Source organism: Bosea sp. 124 (assembly GCF_003046175.1).
In the GTDB taxonomy this organism is placed as follows: Bacteria; Pseudomonadota; Alphaproteobacteria; order Rhizobiales; family Beijerinckiaceae; genus Allobosea.
On the sequence record NZ_PZZM01000001.1, the window covers coordinates 896,205 to 917,301 of the forward strand.

Here is a 21,097-nt window from a genome sequence, read left to right on the forward strand (position 1 = left end):
AGTGTGCGTGAGTTGCGTTGCAACTAGCGCCACTTTTGAGGTAGCGTGCCCTCTCTTCTCCCTCCTTGCTGGGCCTCTATCCCCTTCGATCGTACCCAATCGAGGCCCAATAGCTAACCCATTGAAATGGCACGTTGTAGTGCCTTGGCGAAGCCCGATTTCATGGGTTTTGAGGGATATTTCCACGGCTCGTCGTTGAGCCGCCCCTGGCCGTCGTAGGCCTCTCTTGCGATCAGCAAGAATCGCCGTTTTTGCAGATTCAGGCCGTCCGTTGAGGACGATTTTCGTGATTCACCGTAAACTCTGGATCCTGCTGATTCACGTAGCATTTGGGGCAAGGAATCTGCAAATTCTGCAAAAATGGCGATTCAACCCGCCGATGTTGGCTTCGCGTCGTGCTTATGACGATGGCTGTCCAACGCTTGAGCGGGGCGCCTTCCGCTAGGACTTTCCCAAGGCTCGCATAGAGCCGCCTCTGGCCGTCGTATGCCACTATGGCGTAGCCATAATGGCCGCATTTTAGAGAATCTTTCGCAGCGACCCGGTGATTTAAAAAATCACCGGGAAATCGTGAAAATCCAGAGAATCTTTGCCTCTCGACGGCAAAGATTCTCTGGTTTCCCGCCTCTTCGGGAGAATCCGTCAGACAAAAGATTCGTCGCGTTCGGATTGGACCTGCTTATCTCATTCAGACGCGCCCTTGAGCTTGACTGCGGTCTCCGTACGACGGCCACTTCAAGCAGCAGGAAAAGAACCCAATCGTGGGATTCACGTAGCGAGAATGCACCGTTCTGGATGAATCCCACCAATCTGGCGAACGCTGGTAGTAGGCCGCCTTTTGGCGCGGCGAATCCCAGCCTGTTGATCGGCCTGGGATTCAATCTTCGGGCTCGATCGACGGGATATCGGCTGGACCTAAAATCTGAAGGACTTGTACCTCCGGTTGTGCCTTTGTAGATTTGCCATCGCCCACTCCGGGGCCGAGGCGGGACCGCTCGATCTCATGTTTGGCGAAGATGATCGACCGCGGTGGGTGCGCGACCTTGTTCGCTTTCTTCCTCTGAAAAGCCAGTTCGTCCTTACTGGAAACGTCAGAGATCTCCAGATCCGTAGGCTCGGCGAGCACGTCATTGCGCAGCCGATGACGGCGGTTCTAACGGCGACCTTGGTCGAGGCGGGTTACGGCCACGTCATAGGATATGACCCGCTCGCGGGCTTCTCAGTGTTATCGCAATTCAATGACCGTTCAGATGATGCCGATGCCATCTTGACGAGGTTGGGGCTGACTGCAGCAGGAGGGCGTGCTCCGGCTGGTCCCGACCTCTTTGGAATCACGCTTGAGCGACTGGTCGGGCTCGAGGGTTCACCCGTCGCGCTTGTGGTCGATTTCGCCGCTCGCCTAACGATCCGGCCCGAGGCGCTTTCGGCAGCGGAGCATCAACTTTTTACCCGCGCCTTGGTTCTGGGCCAAACGGCGAGCGCCAGACCGTTAGGGCCTGACCGCGCTCCCCGGTTCAACGCCGTGATCTGGCTTGCCGACAAGGAGGGAGACCTTCCGGATTGGCTGACGATCGGAAATCCTCGGCTGCGGCACATATCGGTCGCTCCTCCAGACCGCGCTGCCAGGCGAGCCGTTGCGCCCTCGCTCGTCCGTGGACTTCCGGGCGCCAAGGACGCCACGTCAGAAGCCATCGGCGAGGCCGAGGACGACATCGTCGATGCGACAGAGGGGATGCTCCTCAGCGACCTCAGCGCCGTCATCCAATTGGCGCGAACCGAGGTGTTGCGGTTGCCGAGGTTTCGGAGGCCGTGCGCCGGTACAAGGTCGGCGTCACGGAGGATGCCTGGCTGAAGATCGAGACCGATCGGATCCGCAACGGCGCAGATGCCCTGTCCCGGCGCGTGATGGGCCAGGACCACGCGGTCGTCCACATGCTCGACATCGTCAAGCGCGCTGCCACGGGGATCGGTGGCCGCCGCGGTTCAGGAAGGCCCCGGGGTATCGCGTTCCTCGCCGGCCCGACAGGGGTAGGCAAGACCGAGCTTGCCAAGTCGGTGACGGAGCTCCTCTTCGGCGACGAGAGCGCCTACATCCGTTTCGACATGTCCGAGTTCAGCACGGAGCACGCGGACCAGCGTCTCGTCGGTGCACCGCCCGGATACGTCGGCTATGACGTCGGCGGGGAACTGACCAACGCAATCCGTGAGAAGCCGTTCAGTGTTGTCCTGTTCGACGAAATCGAAAAGGCGCACCCTCGAATCTTGGACAAGTTCCTCCAGATCCTCGACGACGGGGTTCTGACGTCGGGTCGGGGCGAACGCGTGTATTTTTCCGAGGCCCTGATCGTTTTCACGTCGAATCTCGGCATCTACTCCACGACGCCTGACGGGGCGCGAGTCGCCAACGTGCTGCCCGAACAGCCGTACGACGAGGTGCGCTCGCGCGTGCGCGTCGAGATCGCCAACCACTTCAAACTCGTGCTCAACCGGCCGGAGATCCTGAATCGGTTTGGCGAAAACGTGATCGTCTTCGACTTCATCCGTCCCGCCGTCGCCGAGCGGATCTTCGCGTCGATGATAGACGCCGTCCTCCGCGATGCTGCCGCGGCCGGCCACGTCGTGTCGATTGATGACGGGCCCCTTGATGCGCTTCGGCAGCTCTGCACGTCCGACCTTTCGAACGGCGGGCGGGGTATCCGCAATCAGATCGAGGCCCATCTGCTCAACCCGCTCGCCCGCGCCCTCTTCGACAGAGGCGGCCGAGGTTCGGTCCAAGTAACCGCCATCCGGCCTGGCGCCGTCACCGAGCTGGAGCTCGCCGACGCGTGAAAGTGGCCGTTTCGCGATTGCACTTTCCGGTGACTGCCCTGGGACCGGGCCGGCGCGTCGGCCTTTGGTTCCAGGGCTGTTCGATCCGTTGCCCAGGCTGCATCTCCGTTGACACATGGGATGCCGGGATCGGCGAGACTGCAGTCGCCAACTTGTTGGATGCCATCGACACATTGGCGGCAGACGCGGACGGGCTCACGGTCTCTGGTGGGGAGCCCTTCGGGCAGCCGGAAGCGCTCGCCGAGGTGCTGCGGTTCTGGCGGCGACGCTATACCGGGTCCGTCCTCGTCTACACCGGCCACGAGTTGGGTGACGTTGAGCCTTGGCTCGGCGAGAACCAGGGCCTCATCGACGGGCTCATGACCGGGCCATTCCGAGCGGACTTAAGCCAAACCATGGCGCTGCGAGGCAGCGACAATCAGCGCCTTCACGTCCTCTCGCCCCTAGGTCGCGAGTTCGCGCCTTTCGACAGGCCGGCGGGAAAGAAGGACCGCACCCTGGACGTGATGTTCGATGACCAGGGTCGGGCGTGGCTTGCCGGTATTCCCGCGCGCGGAGATCTCGCGCACCTCCGCCGCGCCCTCTCGGCCGCCGGCCATGAGGTTCAGATGTCGGACTCGATCCGGAACTTGCCACGATGATGCGCTACTGCCCGAATTGCGAGTCCGAGCGTCCGGTCACGGAACTCCTCTGCGAAGGCGAAGTCGATGGCGTCGCATGCGGCTGGGACCTGTCCGGACAGCCCGTACGCCCGGAGGGGTGGAGGCCCGGAGCAGCACCGATCCCGGCCACGCCTGCACGGACTTACGTCTGTGAGAATGGCCATGCCGTTGATGCTGGTGACCTGATTTGCCCGGAGTGTGGAGGCGACGTCGGCCTCGCAGCGCCGTCGCCTACGGCGATATTGGTCGCAAGCGAAGGAGCCGGTGGCCTCGCCGGATCTGACGCCGTTGATGATGCACCACTCCCTCCCGACGGGTGGCGCATCATCAGTAGGCTACCTCTGGTGGGCCGCGTGCGGGAGAGCTTCGTCGCCGAGCGCTCGGTCGACGGCCGCAAGGGCATGTACTCGCTCTACGCCGCCGGCAGCGATCCTGATCCGGAGGTGTACCAGGCGCTGCGGGCTATTTCAGTCGGACACGTGCCGGAGATCCTGGAAACGGGCCGGTTGGATGATCGGGCGTACGAGGTCACTGAGTACGTAGATGGTGGGACCCTCGCAGACGTCGGTCTTCCGATCGGCGACCTGGGGCACCTGCGCGAAGTTCTGGCAGAAGTCGGCTCCGCTCTGGCTGCCTTGGCAGAATGCGGGCTGCGCCATCGTGACCTGCGGCCAGACGCGATCCTGGTCCGGACGCGACGGCCACTCGACCTGGTCATCGCCGACTTCGGCTCGGCGCGGCTCTCGGACTACGACCTCGACGTGGTGTCGCCCCTGGAGACGACCCGATACACCGCTCCTGAAGCTCTCGCCGGCGGCGTCGCCGCGGCCAGCGACTGGTGGTCCCTTGGGATCATCCTGCTGGAGCTGATGACGGGGGGCGAGTGCTTCGGCGGGGCCGACGACCAGTCGTTTCTGATCAACGTGTTGACCAACGGCGCGCCGATCCCCGAAGGCCTGCCGCCCGACGTCGAGGTCCTCTTGCGGGGCCTGCTCTCGCTCGACCGTCGCACGCGGTGGGCGTGGCCGGAGGCCCAAAGGTGGATCGCTGGCGACATCCCAGATGCGCCGGCCGCCACGCGCGTTTCGGAAGCGACGGACGCTCGACGGGCGATCGTGTTGGGTGGGGTCAGGCACGCCGGCCCGAGGGCGTTCGCCTTGGCCGCAGCCGAGGCGCAGCGGTGGGAGGAGGCGAAGGCCCTGCTCGAGCGTGGGGAATTGTCGACCTGGGCGGAGGAGGCTGGACTCGACGCAGCGTTGCGTCGGTCTCTGCGCGCGATCATCGCCCTTGAAGACGTCTCGCCCGACATTCGTCTCGCCCTGGCGCTGAAGGCGATGAACCCGCTGATGCCGCTCGTCGTCCGCGGAGAGATCGTCACCCCAGGATGGCTGCTCGAACACCTCGACGAGGGCTACGCGCTGATCACGGGGCCGGTACCCGAGAGGCTCGAGCGCGAGGGGAGCGAGGGATGGCTGGGGCGCCTACAGCGCAGGGAGGCCCGCGTGCGCGAAAGGGCACGCCAACTCGACGTCGAGCTCGACGAGGCGGAGTTGCGCGTCGCTGCGCTCTCAACGTCCCGCAGCAGGCTGGCTGCGGTCTGGGAGGATAGGCGCCGCATCCTGCCAGACACCGACCACCCCGGTTTGCTGGCCCTGATCGAACGCCGCGTGACCGAGGAGGAGGACCTGATCCTGCTCCTCAGCGCCGCGATCGGCCAGTTCCGGGCAGCTGATGCCATCGTCGACGAGGCCGCGACGACGGCGGAGCGCGCCGGCGTGAGCACCTTCAACCGGGAGGAGGCGCTCGCGCAGATCGCTAGGCCCCGCCGGGACATCCACGCGGAGATCGAGCTCAGGCTCGAGGGCTTTGCCCGATGTGGCCTCGACCGGGTCGACGAATGGGCCGATCAGTTCCGCCTGGAGCGGCGCCTACCGCTGAGCCGGTCGCTTGCGCTCCTTGCCGTCCCGGCAGAAGCTTGGACACCGCCCCCGCGCCAGACCTACGTCGCGGCCCTGCTCGATTTCTTCGCCAAGCGCATCACCGGCGCGATCATGCGCGGTCCGCTGACCCGCATGGTCATCGGCAAGGCCGCGGCGAGGATAGACCTGCCGGAGCTCGACAGCGAGAGGCGCCCTGCTGCTGGCATCCTCGACCACCTGCTCCTGCGCAACGACCAGCCCATCGACATCGACCCTGCCGTGTTCGCCGCCAATCCGCAGATCGAGCGCAGGATCCGGACGCTGCATTCCCACGCCACCCTGTACAGGCGCGACACGGGCATCGACGGGCTCTACATGGCCTTCCCGTTCCTGGTCATGCAGGAGGCGCGCGCCACGACGCGCCCGCGGATCGCGCCGGTCATACTCTGGCCGGTGCGGATCACGCCCGAGGTCGGCGCGCGCGGCCGCATCTCGGTGTCATTCGACCGGGACCGGGAAGAGGTGCGCGTGAACCCTGCCCTCGAGGCGCTCCTCGGCATCGACGCGGCCCGGCGCTGGCAGGACGTCTGCGACGACCTCCTGCGGCGAGCGACGGTTACGGCAGCGGAAGTCGTCGACGCGTTCGCGGACCTGGCCAAAGTCGGCAGCGACGCCCTCAGACCCCTTCCGCCCACGGACCTGCGCGTCACGCCCGGGGAGGATCGGGTCGAGGCATGCGCTGCCTTGTTTCACCTCGGCTTCATGGGGCAGGCGGTCATGGAGGACCTCCGCCAGCTCAAGTCGCGGCCGCCGGAGGGCACCAGCCTCGAAACGGCGCTGAGGATGAGCGAAGTCGGACCTGCGGACGAAACCCCATCCGAGCACGTGCCGGAGAGGCTGCGGTACTTCACGTCCGAGAGCGACCCTTCTCAGGAAGCCGCTGTCCTTGAAGCCCGCTCGGGTAAGGGACTGGTCGTCGAGGGCCCGCCGGGGACCGGCAAGAGCCAGACGATTGTCAACATGGTCGCCGACGCCATCGGCACCGGCCGGACGCTGCTCGTCGTCTGCCAGAAGCAGGCCGCGCTTGAGGTCGTGAACAAGCGCCTTGAGGCCGCCGGCCTCGGCGGGCGCGTGGTCATGGTCAACGACGTCAACAAGGACAGGGAGCCCGTACTGCGGGCCGTCCGAGAACAACTCGAAGAACTCTTGCAGAGGCCGCGCGGCCCCACGGGATGGCAGCAGCAAAGGGAGCAGGCCGCGGCCCGCGTCGAGACACTCGAGCGCAACCTCGATGATCATCACCGCGCGCTCCATGCTCTCGATGACCAGACAGGCCTCTCGTACCGATTGATGCTGGGGGACCTGATCGATCTCGCGCGCGACGGCGATACGCCCTCGCTCCCGTCCCTTCGCCAGTTGCTCGCCGGACTGGATACTGGCGGCCTCGCGATGCTCCAGGAGGACTGCGCGCCGACTGCACGCCTATGGTTGTCCGCTCGCTACGAGAACAACCCGCTCGCCGAGACCAAGGCGTTCGCCACCGACCCCGGCACGGTCGAGGTCTTCTCCACGGCTCTTCGCGAATTTGCCCAAGCCGAGAAGGAGCGCCTCGCTGTCGTCGAGCGGACGCCTGGTGCCCTCGCGATCGACGACCCCGAGCCCTACCGGACCTTCGCCACGAACCACGGCGCTGTCTTGCGGGAACTCGACGACGAGGCGCGAACCTCGTTGGCCAAGTGGCTCGACCTCTTGGCCGGCGCGGCGGATCGGGGCCTCGGCAAAACGCCGGTACAGGTCGAGTTGGGGGCCTTGCAGCGAGCTCTTGGAGAGCTGCCCCCCGACAACGCCCCTGAGGACGCCGTCGCCTTCGTCCAGTCGCTCGATGACGTCGCCCTGGCGCGATGGCTGGCAACGTCCGATCGCCTCCTCGCGCGTCCGACCTTCGTCCAGAAGCTATCACCGGGACGCTGGCTCGCAGTCTGGCGCCGCCGTTCTCTGATGAAGGCCGCCGACCTCAGAGATGTGGCGGCGCTGGGAATGGCTTTGCATCGGGAGGGCTCGCTCCGCCCGCTCCGGAGCCGAATCAAGGCAGCCCAGGCGACCATCGGCGAACCCGATGGCGACTTGGCCAAGCGCCGCGTGCCGCACCTACTCCAGGCTACGCAGAGCGTCTCGGCGCGCCTATCAGCGAGCGAGACGCTCGTGGCGCGCTTGGAGGACTATCCGTCGAAGGACGCGGCTTACGCCGTCGCCCGCACGGCCACAGCTGCTGCGGTCGACGACCTGCTCCTTTCGATTGGCCGGGGTCTCATGCGCCACATTGCACGTGAGAAGAGCCGTGCGGCGCTGGCGGACCTACAGCCCTGGATGGCCGACGATTGGACTGAGAGCTGCTCTTCCGCGATCGCAGGCGACATCTCGAACATGGCCAAGATCGACGCCATCCTCGGGGCCCTCCCGCAGACCGCCGCGTACCAGCGCTTCCGGGCCCGCGCGTCCCAACTCGGGCAAGGGACCATGGTGGTCTTCGCCCGGCTGGCATCAATCAGGACCCTCTTAGAGTCGCTCACCCCCGAAGCTCTGGAGTCGACGGTCAGACGGATCATCGGCACCGAGGCCAGGCTGGCTTGGAAAGCGAGGATCGAGCAGGCCCATCCCGCGCTTCTCCTCGACGCGGGCGAACTCGAGAGCAAGGCGCAGTTGCTGGCTTCGGCGGACCGGGACATGCGCGCCTTCAACAAGCGCCTACTGGTCGATGGGATCGACGTCGCGAAGCTGCGCCCCTTGCGGGAATGGGAAGACATCACCCGGCTGCGCGGGGCCCGGGCGAGGCGGATGCGCGAGTTCGTCGAGCGCGGAGCCGATCTCGGCCTCATGACCCTGCGTCCGGTGTGGCTCGTCAATCCTGACGTGGCAAGCCGCCTGCTGCCGCTCCGCAAAGGCTTCTTCGACACCGTCATCTTCGACGAGGCTTCCCAGATGCCGATCGAGTACGCGCTCGCGGCGCTCTACCGAGGCAAGACGATGATCGTCAGCGGCGACGAGAAGCAGATGCCACCGACCGCCTTCTTCTCGAGCAGGGTCGAGAACGACGAGGCCGGCATCTTCGAGGGAGCCGCGGCCGAGGAGGACCTCGGCGAGGACGAGCGCGAGGCGGCCCAGGAGACGTGGAATCGGCGCGAGATCAAGGATTGCCCGGACCTGCTGCAACTTGCCAAGATCGTCCTGCCCTCGCGCACCCTCGAGATCCACTACCGCTCGGCCTATAGGGAGCTCATCGCTTTCAGCAACGCGTCGTTCTACGCCGGGCGGCTGAACGTGCCGGCGCGGCATCCTGGGGACGAGATCCGACGCATCCAGCCTATCGAGGTCGTGCGGGTTGACGGGACCTATGCCGACCAGACCAATCCGGCCGAGGCCGAGCGGGTGGTCGACATCGTGCGCGACGTCTGGCTTGATGGGTCCGGCGTGCCTCCGACGCTGGGCGTGGTGAGCTTCAACCGCAAGCAGGCGGATCTGATCGAAGAGGCCCTCGAGGCGCGCGCCGAGATCGACCAGGCCTTCCGCCTCGCCCTGGCGCGCGAGCGCGACCGCGTCGAGGGCGGCGAGGACATGGGGTTCTTCGTCAAGAACGTCGAGAACGTCCAAGGTGACGAGCGCGACATCATCGTGTTCTCGTCGACCTTCGGCCGGAATGCGCAAGGGACGTTCCGGCGGTCGTTCGGCGTCCTGGGGCAGGTCGGCGGTCAGCGGCGCCTGAACGTCGCGGTGACCCGCGCCAAGAAGAAGGTCGTCCTCGTCACGTCCATGCCGATCCCCCTGATCTCGGACTTCCTGTCGACGCGCAGGCAGGCGGCGAGCGCCCGCGACTTCCTTCAGGCGTATTTCGAATATGCCAGCCTCGTCTCCAGCGGCGACCTCGATAGCGCTGGTTCGCTCCTTTCCAGACTCTCGCCGGAACGGTCCCGCTCGAGCAAATACGATGGCGCCGCCGACGGATTGGAGGCGGCCGTCTCGGATGAACTGAAGGCGCTGGGGTGGGAACCGGCCACGGTCTCGGAGGACGGCGCGTTCGGCATCGACCTTGCGGTCGAGGATCCCCGTACGGGACTTTTCGGAATCGGCATCGAGTGTGACGCTCCTCGCCATCCCCTCCTCGATCGCGCCAAGGCGAGGGAGGTCTGGCGCCCGCAGGTGCTCCAACGGTCCGTGAAGGTCATGCACCGGGTCTCGTCTCATCGCTGGTATCATGAGCCGGAGGTCGAGAGGACGAGGCTTCGCGACGCGGTTGCGCGAGCACTTGGAGAACGCTTGTGAGCGGACCGAAAGTCGTCAGGATCGTCACCCGCGAGGAGAGCGAGGCCATCTGCCGCGGGCTGCTGGCGCGCATCGACGCAGCTTTGGAGCAATGGACGCGGGCGGGGCGCCTGCACGATTGCATCGACGACGCCGCGATCGCCGCCGCCGAACGCCGTCGCGACAGCCTCTCGGCGCTGGTGAGCCAAGGTCGGTTCGCAGACATGCAGACCCAGGCACCGGCCGAAGTGTCATTTCTTCGAGCGGACATGACCACGAGGCTGGCGAAGGTGGTCGCGGCGAAGGCGGTCGCCCGGACCCATGCCCGGCGCCGCGTCGAGGCGGCCACGACCTTGCTGCGAGCCCTCCGGGAGGCTGGCATCGACGTTGGAGCGGAGACGGTGCGCGGCCTTGAGCAAGGTGATCAGGGAGCGCTCGCCGAGGGCTTTCGCGCGCTCGCCGGTAACCGCGCGCCATCCGAGACCAGCAGCGCCCTTGCTCACAAGTTGCGGCTCGGCGAGACGCCCGCGTCATTCGCTGACTGGCTCGCAGGCCAGCCTGCGCCGGAGGTTGATCCCGGGATCGCAAGGATCGAGGCGCGACTGGACGAGCTGGCGACCCTAGAGGTCGCCACTCCCATCGAAGGCCTCCACGCTCGCCTCGAAGAAGCCCGACGTGCGCAACCGTCTCGACGGTCGCTCATTCTCGACGGCTTGGAGGTCGAGACAGGACGGGTCCTAGCCGACGCGCGCAGGGTGGCCCAGCTGCTTTCGGAGCTGCGTCTACGGGTAGCCGAGCTGAAAGAAGTGGGCCTGCCTTGCGACGCCTTTGACGAGGCGGGCGCAGCCACGCCGTCGGAGGCGTTAGAGCGGGCCCTAGCGGCGGCGGATATGGCTCTGGCAGAGCACAGCGCCAAGGCGGCGGCCGACTCGCGCCGGGCCGCCGTGATGAAGGGACTAGCAGGCCTGGGTTACGAGGTCCGAGAGGGAATGACGACGACGTTCGCTCGAAGTGGCAAGCTCGTAGTCGCCGACTCCGCCAGGCCGGGCTACGGCGTCGAACTGAGCGGGGCCGCAGACGCCCGCCAGCTGCAGATGCGCCCCGTCGCGCTCGAAAGGGCCGGGCAGGCCTCGGACCCATCGCGAGACCGCGACGCAGAGACCATTTGGTGTGGCCAGGTTACCCAGCTTGCGAAGGCGCTTGCCGATGCGGGCGGTGGGCTCGAGATCATCAGATCGTTGCCCATAGGCGCCACGCCTCTCAAGCGGATCACCGAGGCGGCCTCGAAGGAAAACGAACGCGTCGAAACTGAGAAAATGGTCGAACGCAAGCTTCGGTCGACGTGACGTCCCGCTACGGTGTTCTCCCGCTGATTTGCATGAGAGAACGGAACGGGTTCTAACTGGTGCGCGCCCGAGCCTCTAGGCGGTCTGCAGCAATGTCCCCGCCCCACTTCCTGAGGAATGCAATCGCTTGCTGTGTAAGGCTGGGAGCCATAGCGCGTCTCGCTGCCCGCAGGGTCGCCGACTGCGCAGGGACGATATCAAGCTTCCGCATCGACGGACTGTGCCAATTGCCAAGGTCAAAAATGAAGCTCAGCGATATAAGGACGAATACCGTATCATCATCCAAAGGACAGAAATGCGATTCACCATCAATAGAATGATCTGCTACAACCGATATGTTTTTATATCCAGCGTAGCCGGCATCAGAAATATACAACGAAAACTCAGAGTCTGCCGGAATTTTGATATAATTTGAATCTTCTGCAATAACGCATTCAACGATCGATGTGATTTCCTGATTATCGAAATTAGAAAATCTCGCCGCAATATATTCATCAATACACATCGACATGCGTGGCCCGATTTGCCATTCGACCGTCGTATCAGGAGGAATATAATAAGTTTCTTCCCATTCAGTATTAATATTAATGCGCAAATTTGAAAGCCAGTTTTGTGTATTGTTATTCTCAATTCCCGTCGAAAAATAAAACACTGACCTCATAGCTTCGAGCGCAGCTGTTGAAGCAGCCTCTCGCGACGAAGTAACGCCTACCCAGATGAAGACAGGCTCGACGGAGCCATCTTTTATTATGACCACTTTTCTCGTGGTCGATATCAACAAACTCTCGTGCGTCGATGACATGAGCGATCTCCCGCAATGAATAGGGTGAGATCGCGCCAGGTCGAACATCGCCTGTCGTACGGCTGTATTGTGCTCCGGGCGCCCGGTCTAAGCCACCTCGATAGTGGCGCACTCACCGCGTCTGGCCAGGGCTCTGATCCCGCATACCCTGTTGCCTGCACCATCGGCTTGATGCAGTTGCCACCTGTTGGGAGGCAAGAAAGCCGGCCCCGAATCAACATCAACCCATTGTCTCGCTCGAATCTGAGCTTGGCAACCACCCACAGCGAACGCCGCCAGAGACAGCATACTATGGGTTAATCGGTTTGAACTGTTGAATGGTGCTTGAAGGGCCACTCCCCGAGATCTTGGCGCACTCATTCAAGCAGCCCATGCCGTCCTCCTTGTTGCATCCGCGTACCGGTTCCTCGAAATGACGTCTCATCGCCTCGCGCCTTCCTGGCCCGCAACTGAGCCTCCGTGCTCGGGCACCATATCCAAACATTCAGGCCTGACCGTCCAAATTCCATAAAACCAGAAATATGGCTTGACGAGTCTGGGAACCTCGTTCAGCATACCCTCATGGATACGAACGAGGTAGCTTCACAACTTGAGGCGCTGGGGAGCCCGACCCGGCTTTTGCTCTATCGGACTTTGGTCAGAGCCGGGCATGGCGGACTCTCGGTCGGCGAGTGTCAGCAGCGCCTCGCCATAGCGGGATCGACTCTTTCGTTTCATTTGAAGGCGCTAATCCATGCAGGGCTGGTCACGCAGGAACGACAGAGCCGAACTCTGATCTGCCGAGCCAACTACGATGTCATGAACGCGCTGGTTGGTTTCCTCGTCGCCGAATGCTGTGTCGATGAACGGTGCCATGCGGCGGAGCCAAACGCCGCCTAATTTTTGCCAGTAATTTCGATAATTCCGGAAAGACGGAGAGTGAGATGGCCTATACCAAGACGATCGCGATCATCGGTGCCGGGCCCGTAGGTCTGGCCGCAGCCGCCCATGCCGTCGAGCGTGGCTTAACACCTATCGTTTTCGAGCGAGGTCCGACCGTCGGCCATGCCGTGCGGCAGTGGTCCCATGTACCGATGTTCTCGCCGTGGGCCTATGACGTCGATGCAGCAGCCGAACGACTGCTCATGGCCACCGGCTGGAACCGTCCATCCCCGGACGCATATCCGACCGGCGGCGACCTCCTCGACCAGTATCTCATCCCATTGGCGGAAAGGACGCCTCTGCGGGACGCCATCCATGTGAACATCAGTGTCCTCGCGGTTTCGCGCCTGGGGTTCGACAAGGTGAAGTCGGCCGGCCGGGAACATGCGCCGTTTGCCGTGCGCTATCGCAACGGCGCCGGCGACAAGACGGTTTTGGCAGATGCCGTCATCGACACTTCTGGGACTTGGTTCTCGCCCAATCCGGCCGGCGCAGGTGGGCTGCCGGCCATCGGCGAGACGGAGGCAGCCGAGCGGATCAGCTACGGCATGCCCGATATCCTCGGCGATGACCGTATGCGCTATGCCGGCCGCAGCATCGCCGTCCTGGGCGGCGGGCACTCCGCGATCGGCACGCTGACTGCCCTGACCGAACTGCAGGACGAAGCACCCGGCACGACGATCACATGGCTCTATCGCGGGCCGGATGTCGCCAAGGCGTTCGGCGGAGGGGCCGCCGACCAGCTCTCGGCGCGAGGCGAGCTGGGCATGCGGATCGCAAATCTCGTCCAAAAGGGGCGCATCGCCGTCACCACGGCATTCAGTCTCGACCGGATCGAGACGAGTGAGAGCGGTTTGCGCCTGATCGCCGATGATGGTCGCTCCATCCCCGCGGATGAACTCGTCGTCGCTACCGGCTTCCGACCGGAGCTCGGCTTCCTGCGGGAGCTGCGCGTCCAGCTCGATCCGGCGCTCGAATGCACACCGGCGCTGGCCCCGCTGATCGACCCGAACGAGCATTCCTGCGGCACCGTCCGCCCGCATGGCGCGGCCGAGCTCGCCCATCCTGAGCCCGGCTTCTACATCGCCGGGATGAAGTCCTATGGGCGGGCGCCGACTTTCCTGCTCGCGACCGGACACGAACAGGTTCGCTCGATCGTTGCGGAGATTGCCGGGGATCATGAAGCGGCCCGACGCGTCGAGCTGGTCCTGCCGGAGACCGGCGTCTGCAGTGCGACGCCGGGCGGCACTAAAACGACCGCGTCGAGCTGCTGCGGCGGCCCGGCTCCGGCAGCGACGGATGCCTGCTGTGCCGACGACGCCCGGGCCAAGGAGGCTGGCCATTCGGGCTGCGGCTGCAGCACCAAGGTCGAGCCGGTGGAACCAGCATCGGCGCGCTGCTGCGCATGAGCTTGCCTGGCCGACCGACGACCGCGATCGTAATGTCCCTGGGCACGGCGCAGACCGTGTCCTGGGCTTCGACCTACTACCTGCCCGCCGTGCTGGCGACGCCGATGGCGTCCGATCTCGGCATCAGCCCAGTCATGGTCTTCGCCGCGTTCTCAGCGGCGATGGTCGTCTCTGCGATCGTCGGCCCCTGGGCCGGCATGATGATCGACCGCCATGGCGGCCGAGGCATCTTGATCGCGTCCAACCTGATCTTCGCCACCGGGCTCGCCTGCATGGCACTGGCGCAGGGATCTCTTCTGCTCTGGCTCGGCTGGCTCATCGTCGGGCTCGGGATGGGTATCGGGCTGTACGAGGCGGCCTTCGCCACTTTGGCCTGCATCTATGGGCGCGAGGCACGGTCTCCGATCACGGGGATCACGCTGATCGCCGGCTTCGCCAGCACCGTCGGCTGGCCGCTCTCGGCGCTGATGGAAGCCCGCTATGGCTGGCGCGTCGCCTGTTTCGGATGGGCAGGCCTTCACCTTTTTCTGGCCCTGCCGCTCAACGCTTGGCTTCCGGCTGGGAACCTCGCCGTGCCGACTGCTTCCGTGACCAAGGCAGATGCGGGCGAAGCCGTGCCCGCCCGCGCGCGGCTCACCATGGTGCTGCTCGCCTTCGTCTTCGCAGTGACCTGGTTCAGCAGCACGGCGATGGCGGCTCATCTTCCAAGGCTGCTCGAAGCGGCGGGAGCAACGACGGCCGTCGCGGTCGGCGCTGGCGCACTGATCGGGCCTGCCCAGGTCGCGGCGCGCATTTTGGAATTCACGTTGCTGCGGCGTTTCCATCCGCTGGTCTCGACGCGGCTTGCGACGTTGACGCACCCGATTGGTGCTGCCGTCCTTCTCTGGCTGGGGGCGCCCGGCGCCTACGCCTTCGCCTTTCTGCACGGGGCCGGAAACGGCGTGCTGACCATCGCGAAGGGGACGCTCCCGCTCGCCCTGTTTGGGCCCGTGGGATATGGGCTGACGCAAGGCCTCATTGGAGGGCCCGGGCGTGCCCTCCAGGCGGCAGCCCCGCTGATCTTCGGCTTCGCCCTCGATCGCTATGGCGTCCACGCCATCTGGCTCACCAGTGGGCTCGGAATCCTTGCGCTGATTGCTCTCCTCTGCGTTCACGCCCGAGAGCGCGAGCCACGGCCTTAGGCTTCTCTAACGATCGCCGCTCTTTCCCCATCGCGGCAGGTCTGCTGACAAGACAGCGCATCCCCGATGCCAGGTTGCCTGACATCGCAGTTCCACGAGCCCGGTATGGCGTTAGGCCAAGGCCTCTACGATCTCGGCCACCGTCGTCCGGGCGGTCCGCATCACGCCGATCAATGTGGCGGAGGCGGCACCGGTCCAGTCTCCATAGCCGACGAGCCAGAGCAACGGCTCGTCCACCGATCGTGTGCCGTTTGTCGTGACGCTGCCATTGTCCTGAGCCAATGCGAGTGGCGTCAGATGCGCAAGCGCAGGGCGGAATCCCGTGCACCAGATCACGGCATCGACATGGGACCGGCTGCCATCGCGCCACACCACGCCATCTTCTACGAACCGAGCAAAGGGCGAGACGGAGTGCAGAATTCCTCTCGCCCGGGCTTCCTTGACGGGGGGCACCATCACGATGTCGCCGAACCCGCCGGCTGGTACATCGATCGAACGGCCTTCCTGTGCCGCCCGCCAACGCGCAGTTGCGCGTTCGAACAGGACGCGGCCGTCCACGTCGTCGGCCAGGAACGAAGGTGGCGTCGGCGTCACCCACGTGACGTCAGCGACCAGTGACAGCTCGGCCAGGATCTGGGCCCCGGAGTTGCCGCCGCCCACGACGAGCACGCGCTGGCCTGCGAATTCGCCTGGAGACCGGTACTGCGCCGAATGAAGCTGACGACCCTGGAAGAGATGTTGGTCCGGGTAGGCCGGCCGAAACGGATGCCTCCACGTGCCGGTGGCACTGATCACGGCGCGCGCCTGCCGCAGTCCCCTGTTGGTCGCGAGCGTGAACCGGCCGCCATCTCGCGTGACACCTTCCACTTCGACCGGGCGTTCTACGGCCAGGCCATAGCGATCCTCGTATCGGCTGAGATAATCGATGACCGCATCGCGTGTGGGATAGCCGTCCTCGGTCGCCGGCATCGGCCAGCCGGGCAGAGAGCTCCATTGTGCCGGTGAGAAGAGGCGCAGCGAATCCCAGGCATGGAGCCAAGCGCCGCCCGCTCTCTGCTCGCCATCCAGGATGGTGAAGCCGAGACCGGCCCTCCGCAGGAAATAGGCACAGGCGAGCCCAGCCTGTCCGCCCCCGATGACGGCCACGTCGAGCACGTCGCTCATAGGTGTCCATTACCTGTACGGACGCGGAATTCGTTCCCTCGCGCTCTCGCCGCCATCACGAGATGACCGGCAGCCAGAGCCAGAGCGCCACGAGCGTGACGAGCAGGACTGGCGGCGTGATGACGAGGCCGACCTTCATGTACTGGCCCCAGGTGATGGTCTGGCCCTTGCCCGCAAGGACATGGAGCCACAGCAGCGTTGCGAGCGAGCCGATGGGCGTGAACTTCGGCCCGAGGTCGTTGCCGATGACGTTGGCGTAGACCATCAGTTCCTGGGTCAAGGGGGCGACGTCGGCCCGGTCGATGGCGAGGGCGCCGACCAGGGTGGCGGGCATATTGTTCATCACCGAGGCCAGCAGGGCGACGACGAACCCGGTCCCGACCGTCGCGACAAAGGTGCCCTTGTCGGCGAGCCAAACCAGCACGCCCGCCGCGATGTCAGTCAGGCCGGCGTTCCCGAGGCCGTAGACCACGAGATACATCCCGATCGAGAACAGGACGATCTGCCACGGAGCCTCGCGCACGACCTTCGGCACCGAGACGATGGCACCTTCCCCCCCAGTGAACCAGCGCCCTGCGATGGCGACGAGGACCAGCGCGGCCGCGCCTGTCACGAATGCGATCGGGATGCCCAGCGGCGCGGTCGCGAAATACGCGCCGAGCAGGATCCCGAGCAGCGGGAAGGCCGCGCGGAAGACGGCCTTGTCCTTGATCGCGGCGCTGGGCTCTTCGAGATCACCGACCGCATACGACGTCGGGATGTCGTGGCCATAGTAGATCCACAGCACGACGAGCGTGGCCGCAAGCGACACCAGATTGACCGGCACCATAACCGCCGCGTAGCGGGCAAAGGAGATCTGAAAGTAGTTGGCTGTGACGATGTTGACGAGGTTAGAGATGACCAGTGGCAGCGAGGTCGTGTCCGCGACGAAGCCGCAGGCGACGATGAAGGCCATCGCGCCCGCTGGCGGAAAATCCAGGCGCAGCAAGATGGCGAGGACGATCGGGGTAAGCAGAAGGGCCGCGCCGTCATTGGCGAAGAAGGCCGCGATTGCGGCGCCGAGCAGAACGACGAGCGGGAAGAGTCGCCGCCCATTGCCGCCGCCCCAGCGCGCGACATGCAATGCCGCCCAGGCAAAGAAGCCGGCCTCGTCGAGGATGAGTGAGATGACGATCAGCGCGACGAAGGTGAAAGTCGCGTCCCAGACGATGTGCCAGACCGTGCCGAGATCGGCCCAGCCGACGACACCGGCGAGCATGGCAACCCCTGCGCCGCCGAGTGCCGACCAGCCGATGCCGAGACCTTTAGGCTGCCAAATGACAAGGATGAGCGTGGCCACGAAGATGGCGAGAGCAAGCATGGAGATATCCGACTGAAACTGCGCCGCAAAGCCGACGCATGAGGAGGCTCACCGGTCCGGTGTGAGGCGTGTGTCAGATCGCTCGCTGATTGACCCGCCTCATGAGCGCTTCCGCGCTCTCGACGCGCTCAGAGTAGCGATCCGTGAGATAGCTGGAACGCCCCCGTGTCAGATGGGTGAACTTCACCAGCTCTTCGCAGACATCGACGATGCGGTCGTAGAGCGGCGACGCCTTCATGCGGCCGGCCTCGTCGAATTCGAGAAACGCCTTCGGCACGGAGGACTGGTTGGGTATGGTGATCATCCGCATCCAGCGGCCGAGGATGCGCATCTGGTTGACAGCGTTGAAGCTCTGCGAGCCGCCGCTGACCTGAATGAGAGCCAGCGTCTTGCCCTGCGTCGGGCGTTTGGCGCCGAGGCTGAGAGGAATCCAGTCGATCTGTGCCTTCATGATCGCCGTCATGGCGCCATGGCGCTCAGGGCTGACCCAGACCATACCCTCAGCCCAGTCGGCGAGATCGCGCAGCTCCGCGACTTTGGGATGATCGGGCTCGGCGCCGTCGGGGAGCGGCAGGCCTCGGGGGTCGAATGTCCTGACCTCGCAGCCGAACCAGTGCAGCAGGCGCCCGGCTTCCTCCGCGGCAAGGCGCGAATAGGAGCGCTCCCGGATCGAGCCACAGAGCACCAGGATGCGTGGCGGGTGATCGGTGGCATCGTCGCCGGCAAGCGTCGGCACATCGATCGGCTTCAGTTGACAGACGGCAACGTTCGGAAGGTCGTTCCCGTTTGGGATCATCGCGGTCATGGCCTCCTGCCCGCTGAGCCGACGACCTGGCCGTCTTCCTTTGTGAAGCTTGCAACGGGCCGAACGAGCAGGTCGAGCACCAGCTCGGAGGGGCGGCAGAGCCTGACGCCCTTGTCTGTCACGACGATAGGCCGGTTGATCAGGATTGGGTGCGCCATCATCGCATCCAGGAGCGCATCGTCGCTCAGAGACAGGTCATCGAGGCCAAGCTCGGCATAGGGTGTGCCCTTTTCGCGCAGAATGTCGCGGGGCTTGAGCTTCATTGCCGCCAACAGCGCGACCAGGGTTTCCCGGGTCGGCGGCGTCTTCAGGTACTCGATCACCCAAGGCTCCTCACCGGAATGCCGGATCATCGCCAACGTGTTGCGCGAGGTCCCGCAGGCGGGGTTGTGGTAGACCGTGATCGTCATGACGAACCTTTGTAGTCAGGAAGGTGCACGCGCGGGCGGGGGCGATAGCGCCTCGGTCGGATGGCTGGAGGGGGCTGCTCCGAATAGGTCGCCCCAGGACCAGTCAGCTCCTCGCCGGACTGCAGGACGGGCTGGCGAGAGAGACAAGATCCCCGCAGAAGGCCGCGTCACCACCGCAGCAGTCCTCGGTGATGAAGCTGAGGAGCTTCCGCATGTCATTGTAGCTTGCGGCGTAGAGAACCCTGCGGCCGTCGCGACGTGACGCCACGAGCCCCGATCGCTCCAGCGTCGCAAGATGGAAGCTCATGCGGGTCGGCGGAATGGCAAGGCGTTCTGCGATCTCGCCGGAAGGCAGCCCTTCCGGGCCCGCCTTCACCATCAGGCGAAAAGCGGCCAGGCGGTCGACATGGGCTAGCGCAGAGAGAGAGGCTACAGCCTGATCATCGTTCATACGATCAATACTACAAATATAATTGTAGGATACAAGTATTTTTATCGGTGCCATTCGGCGGCCTTCCCGGGACGGGCTCAGGCCGCCTGATCGAGCGACTTTTCCGTCGCACCGTCCATCCGGCCGATGGCCGACAGTACCGGCTGGAGTTCCCCCAGAGACATCTCCTCGAAGGGGAGGTTCACGAAAGCGGTGACGCGCGCTGTCAGGTCGCGATAGCTCTGCAAGAAGGCGGCACGCTTGGCCGATGCCGGTCCCGATGCGGCAGCCGGATCGTCCAGCCCCCAGTGCACCCGCATCGGCACACCCGGGAAGGAAGGACACTCCGCCTCCGCCGCGTCGTCGCAGACCGTGATAACGAGATCGAGTTCGATCGCCTCCGGCCCAAGGAACTCGTCCCACGACTTTGAGCGCATAGCCGAGACGTCGTAGCCGAGCTCTTCCAGCAGGCCGAGCGCAAGCGGATGCGGTGCCTCCTGTGGGCGGCTTCCCGCCGAGAAGGCATGGATCCGACCGAGGCCTTCTCGGTTGAGGACAGCTTCGGCCATGATCGAACGCGCGGAATTGCCGGTGCAGACGACGAGCACCCGCAAGGGATGATCGCTCGCGACGTATTCTCGACGTGTTGGAATGGCGGCAGCGTCGCCCATGCGTACCGCCGGTCGTTCGGTGCAGCAGGCGTCCGAGAGGAAGGCTACGAGAGCGTCGGCGCGAGGGGCCTGGGCGGCGAAGATGATGTGACGGCCCTCGCGTCGCGACACCAAAAGTCCGACTTGTTCGAGCGCGCCGAGATGCGAGGACAGCGTGTTGTGAGCGACGGCGAGGAGCCGGCCGATGTCGCCGGCGGCGAGGCCATGAGGTCGATACCGCATCAGGAGCCGAAAGATCTCCAGCCGCGTCGGCTGCGCCAACGCAGCGAGCAACCCGACCGCGTCGGTGGAATCGAGCCTCACGGCCTCGGGCCCTAACGTCACGCGGCGTCTTCCTTCTCTGTTGTGTCCTTCCCGATCGCGTCGAGCCTGTGCTGCAAGGCCATGCCCTTGAGAGTTGCCAGCGGCAGACTTGAGAAGATCGAGATGCGGTTGTTGAGCATGCGATAGGCATCCGCGAAGGCAAGGGCCTTCTGGACGTCTTCGCCCTCGAACGCGGCCGGATCGGGCAACGTCCAGAGCGCGGTCATCGGGTTGCCTGGCCAGGACGGAGGAACCGCGTTGGCGGCGGTCTCCGACAACGTGAATACGAAGTCGAGATCCGGCGAGTCGGCCTTAGCGAACTCGTTCCAGCTCTTGGGATGCAGGGTGGTCATGTCGTGGTTCAGGGACTGCAGAAGCCGGACGACGAATGGGCTGATCTCGGGCCGGGGCTGCGAGCCGGCACTGAAGACGGTGAACTTGTCGCCGGCGAGCCGCCGCATGATGGATTCCGCCATGATCGAGCGTGCATGGTTGCCCTTGCAGACGAAGAGAACCTTGAGAGGAGCCGTTTCCATGTTTCTATCTCGTCATGTCGGTTGATGTCGACATAAATGCTGCTCGAATTACA

16 protein-coding genes are annotated in these 21,097 nt (G+C 64.7%); 8 read left to right on the forward strand and 8 right to left on the reverse strand.

The features are described from left to right. Positions 1-1,003: 1,003 nt before the first annotated feature. The 5 genes from C8D03_RS26725 (at position 1,004) to C8D03_RS04285 (ending at position 11,052) form a co-directional block, all read left to right on the forward strand. Positions 1,004-1,852, forward strand: coding sequence for a hypothetical protein (locus tag C8D03_RS26725; RefSeq protein WP_248308339.1), 849 nt, complete (start codon positions 1,004-1,006; stop codon positions 1,850-1,852). Further along, positions 1,810-2,829: an AAA family ATPase gene (locus C8D03_RS26730; protein ID WP_248308340.1), complete on the forward strand. Its 1,020-nt coding sequence runs from the start codon at positions 1,810-1,812 to the stop codon at positions 2,827-2,829. Before C8D03_RS26725 ends, C8D03_RS26730 begins: the two co-directional genes overlap by 43 nt. After that, positions 2,826-3,470 carry a 4Fe-4S single cluster domain-containing protein gene (locus C8D03_RS04275; RefSeq protein ID WP_108045150.1) on the forward strand — a complete coding sequence of 215 codons (645 nt, stop codon included), beginning with the start codon at positions 2,826-2,828 and terminating at the stop codon, positions 3,468-3,470. The genes C8D03_RS26730 and C8D03_RS04275 overlap by 4 nt, the downstream gene beginning before the upstream one ends. A gap of 374 nt (positions 3,471-3,844) precedes the next feature. Next, on the forward strand, positions 3,845-9,727 hold the full coding sequence (locus C8D03_RS04280) for a protein kinase domain-containing protein (RefSeq protein WP_248308341.1): 5,883 nt from the start codon (positions 3,845-3,847) through the stop codon (positions 9,725-9,727). Beyond that, positions 9,724-11,052, forward strand: coding sequence for a hypothetical protein (locus C8D03_RS04285; RefSeq protein WP_108045152.1), 1,329 nt, complete (start codon positions 9,724-9,726; stop codon positions 11,050-11,052). The genes C8D03_RS04280 and C8D03_RS04285 overlap by 4 nt, the downstream gene beginning before the upstream one ends. Before the next feature lie 52 nt (positions 11,053-11,104). Here the strand turns inward: C8D03_RS04285 and C8D03_RS25995 are convergent, their stop codons facing one another. Then, the gene (locus C8D03_RS25995) at positions 11,105-11,854 is read right to left on the reverse strand and encodes a hypothetical protein (RefSeq protein WP_146170076.1); all 750 of its coding nucleotides are present in this window, start codon (positions 11,852-11,854) and stop codon (positions 11,105-11,107) included. 561 nt (positions 11,855-12,415) lie between these two features. Here C8D03_RS25995 and C8D03_RS04295 point away from each other — a divergent pair. The 3 genes from C8D03_RS04295 to C8D03_RS04305 are packed head-to-tail and all read left to right on the forward strand — an operon-like array spanning position 12,416 to position 15,365. Then, complete coding sequence (locus C8D03_RS04295) at positions 12,416-12,733, forward strand: ArsR/SmtB family transcription factor (protein WP_108045154.1); 318 nt, start codon at positions 12,416-12,418, stop codon at positions 12,731-12,733. Between the two features lie 44 nt (positions 12,734-12,777). Then, positions 12,778-14,184 carry an NAD(P)-binding domain-containing protein gene (locus C8D03_RS04300; RefSeq protein ID WP_108045155.1) on the forward strand — a complete coding sequence of 469 codons (1,407 nt, stop codon included), beginning with the start codon at positions 12,778-12,780 and terminating at the stop codon, positions 14,182-14,184. 32 nt (positions 14,185-14,216) lie between these two features. Continuing rightward, complete coding sequence (locus C8D03_RS04305) at positions 14,217-15,365, forward strand: MFS transporter (RefSeq protein WP_248308342.1); 1,149 nt, start codon at positions 14,217-14,219, stop codon at positions 15,363-15,365. Between the two features lie 111 nt (positions 15,366-15,476). Here C8D03_RS04305 and C8D03_RS04310 read toward each other — a convergent pair whose 3' ends face one another. From C8D03_RS04310 to C8D03_RS04340, 7 genes are all read right to left on the reverse strand, one after another. Further along, positions 15,477-16,529: an ArsO family NAD(P)H-dependent flavin-containing monooxygenase gene (locus tag C8D03_RS04310; protein WP_108045157.1), complete on the reverse strand. Its 1,053-nt coding sequence runs from the start codon at positions 16,527-16,529 to the stop codon at positions 15,477-15,479. Between the two features lie 55 nt (positions 16,530-16,584). Then, positions 16,585-17,889: an arsenic transporter gene (locus C8D03_RS04315; protein ID WP_108045158.1), complete on the reverse strand. Its 1,305-nt coding sequence runs from the start codon at positions 17,887-17,889 to the stop codon at positions 16,585-16,587. A gap of 73 nt (positions 17,890-17,962) precedes the next feature. Beyond that, positions 17,963-18,694 (reverse strand): arsenical resistance protein ArsH, encoded by a 732-nt coding sequence (gene arsH / locus C8D03_RS04320; RefSeq protein WP_181300659.1) that lies wholly within the window; start codon positions 18,692-18,694, stop codon positions 17,963-17,965. Further along, positions 18,691-19,104 (reverse strand): arsenate reductase (glutaredoxin), encoded by a 414-nt coding sequence (gene arsC / locus C8D03_RS04325; protein ID WP_108045160.1) that lies wholly within the window; start codon positions 19,102-19,104, stop codon positions 18,691-18,693. Before arsC ends, arsH begins: the two co-directional genes overlap by 4 nt. Before the next feature lie 103 nt (positions 19,105-19,207). Continuing rightward, positions 19,208-19,555 (reverse strand): ArsR/SmtB family transcription factor, encoded by a 348-nt coding sequence (locus C8D03_RS04330; protein ID WP_108045161.1) that lies wholly within the window; start codon positions 19,553-19,555, stop codon positions 19,208-19,210. 77 nt (positions 19,556-19,632) lie between these two features. Beyond that, positions 19,633-20,529: an arsenate reductase/protein-tyrosine-phosphatase family protein gene (locus C8D03_RS04335; protein WP_248308343.1), complete on the reverse strand. Its 897-nt coding sequence runs from the start codon at positions 20,527-20,529 to the stop codon at positions 19,633-19,635. Continuing rightward, the gene (locus C8D03_RS04340; protein WP_108045162.1) at positions 20,526-21,044 is read right to left on the reverse strand and encodes an arsenate reductase ArsC; all 519 of its coding nucleotides are present in this window, start codon (positions 21,042-21,044) and stop codon (positions 20,526-20,528) included. Before C8D03_RS04340 ends, C8D03_RS04335 begins: the two co-directional genes overlap by 4 nt. Between the last annotated feature and the right edge of the window lie 53 nt (positions 21,045-21,097).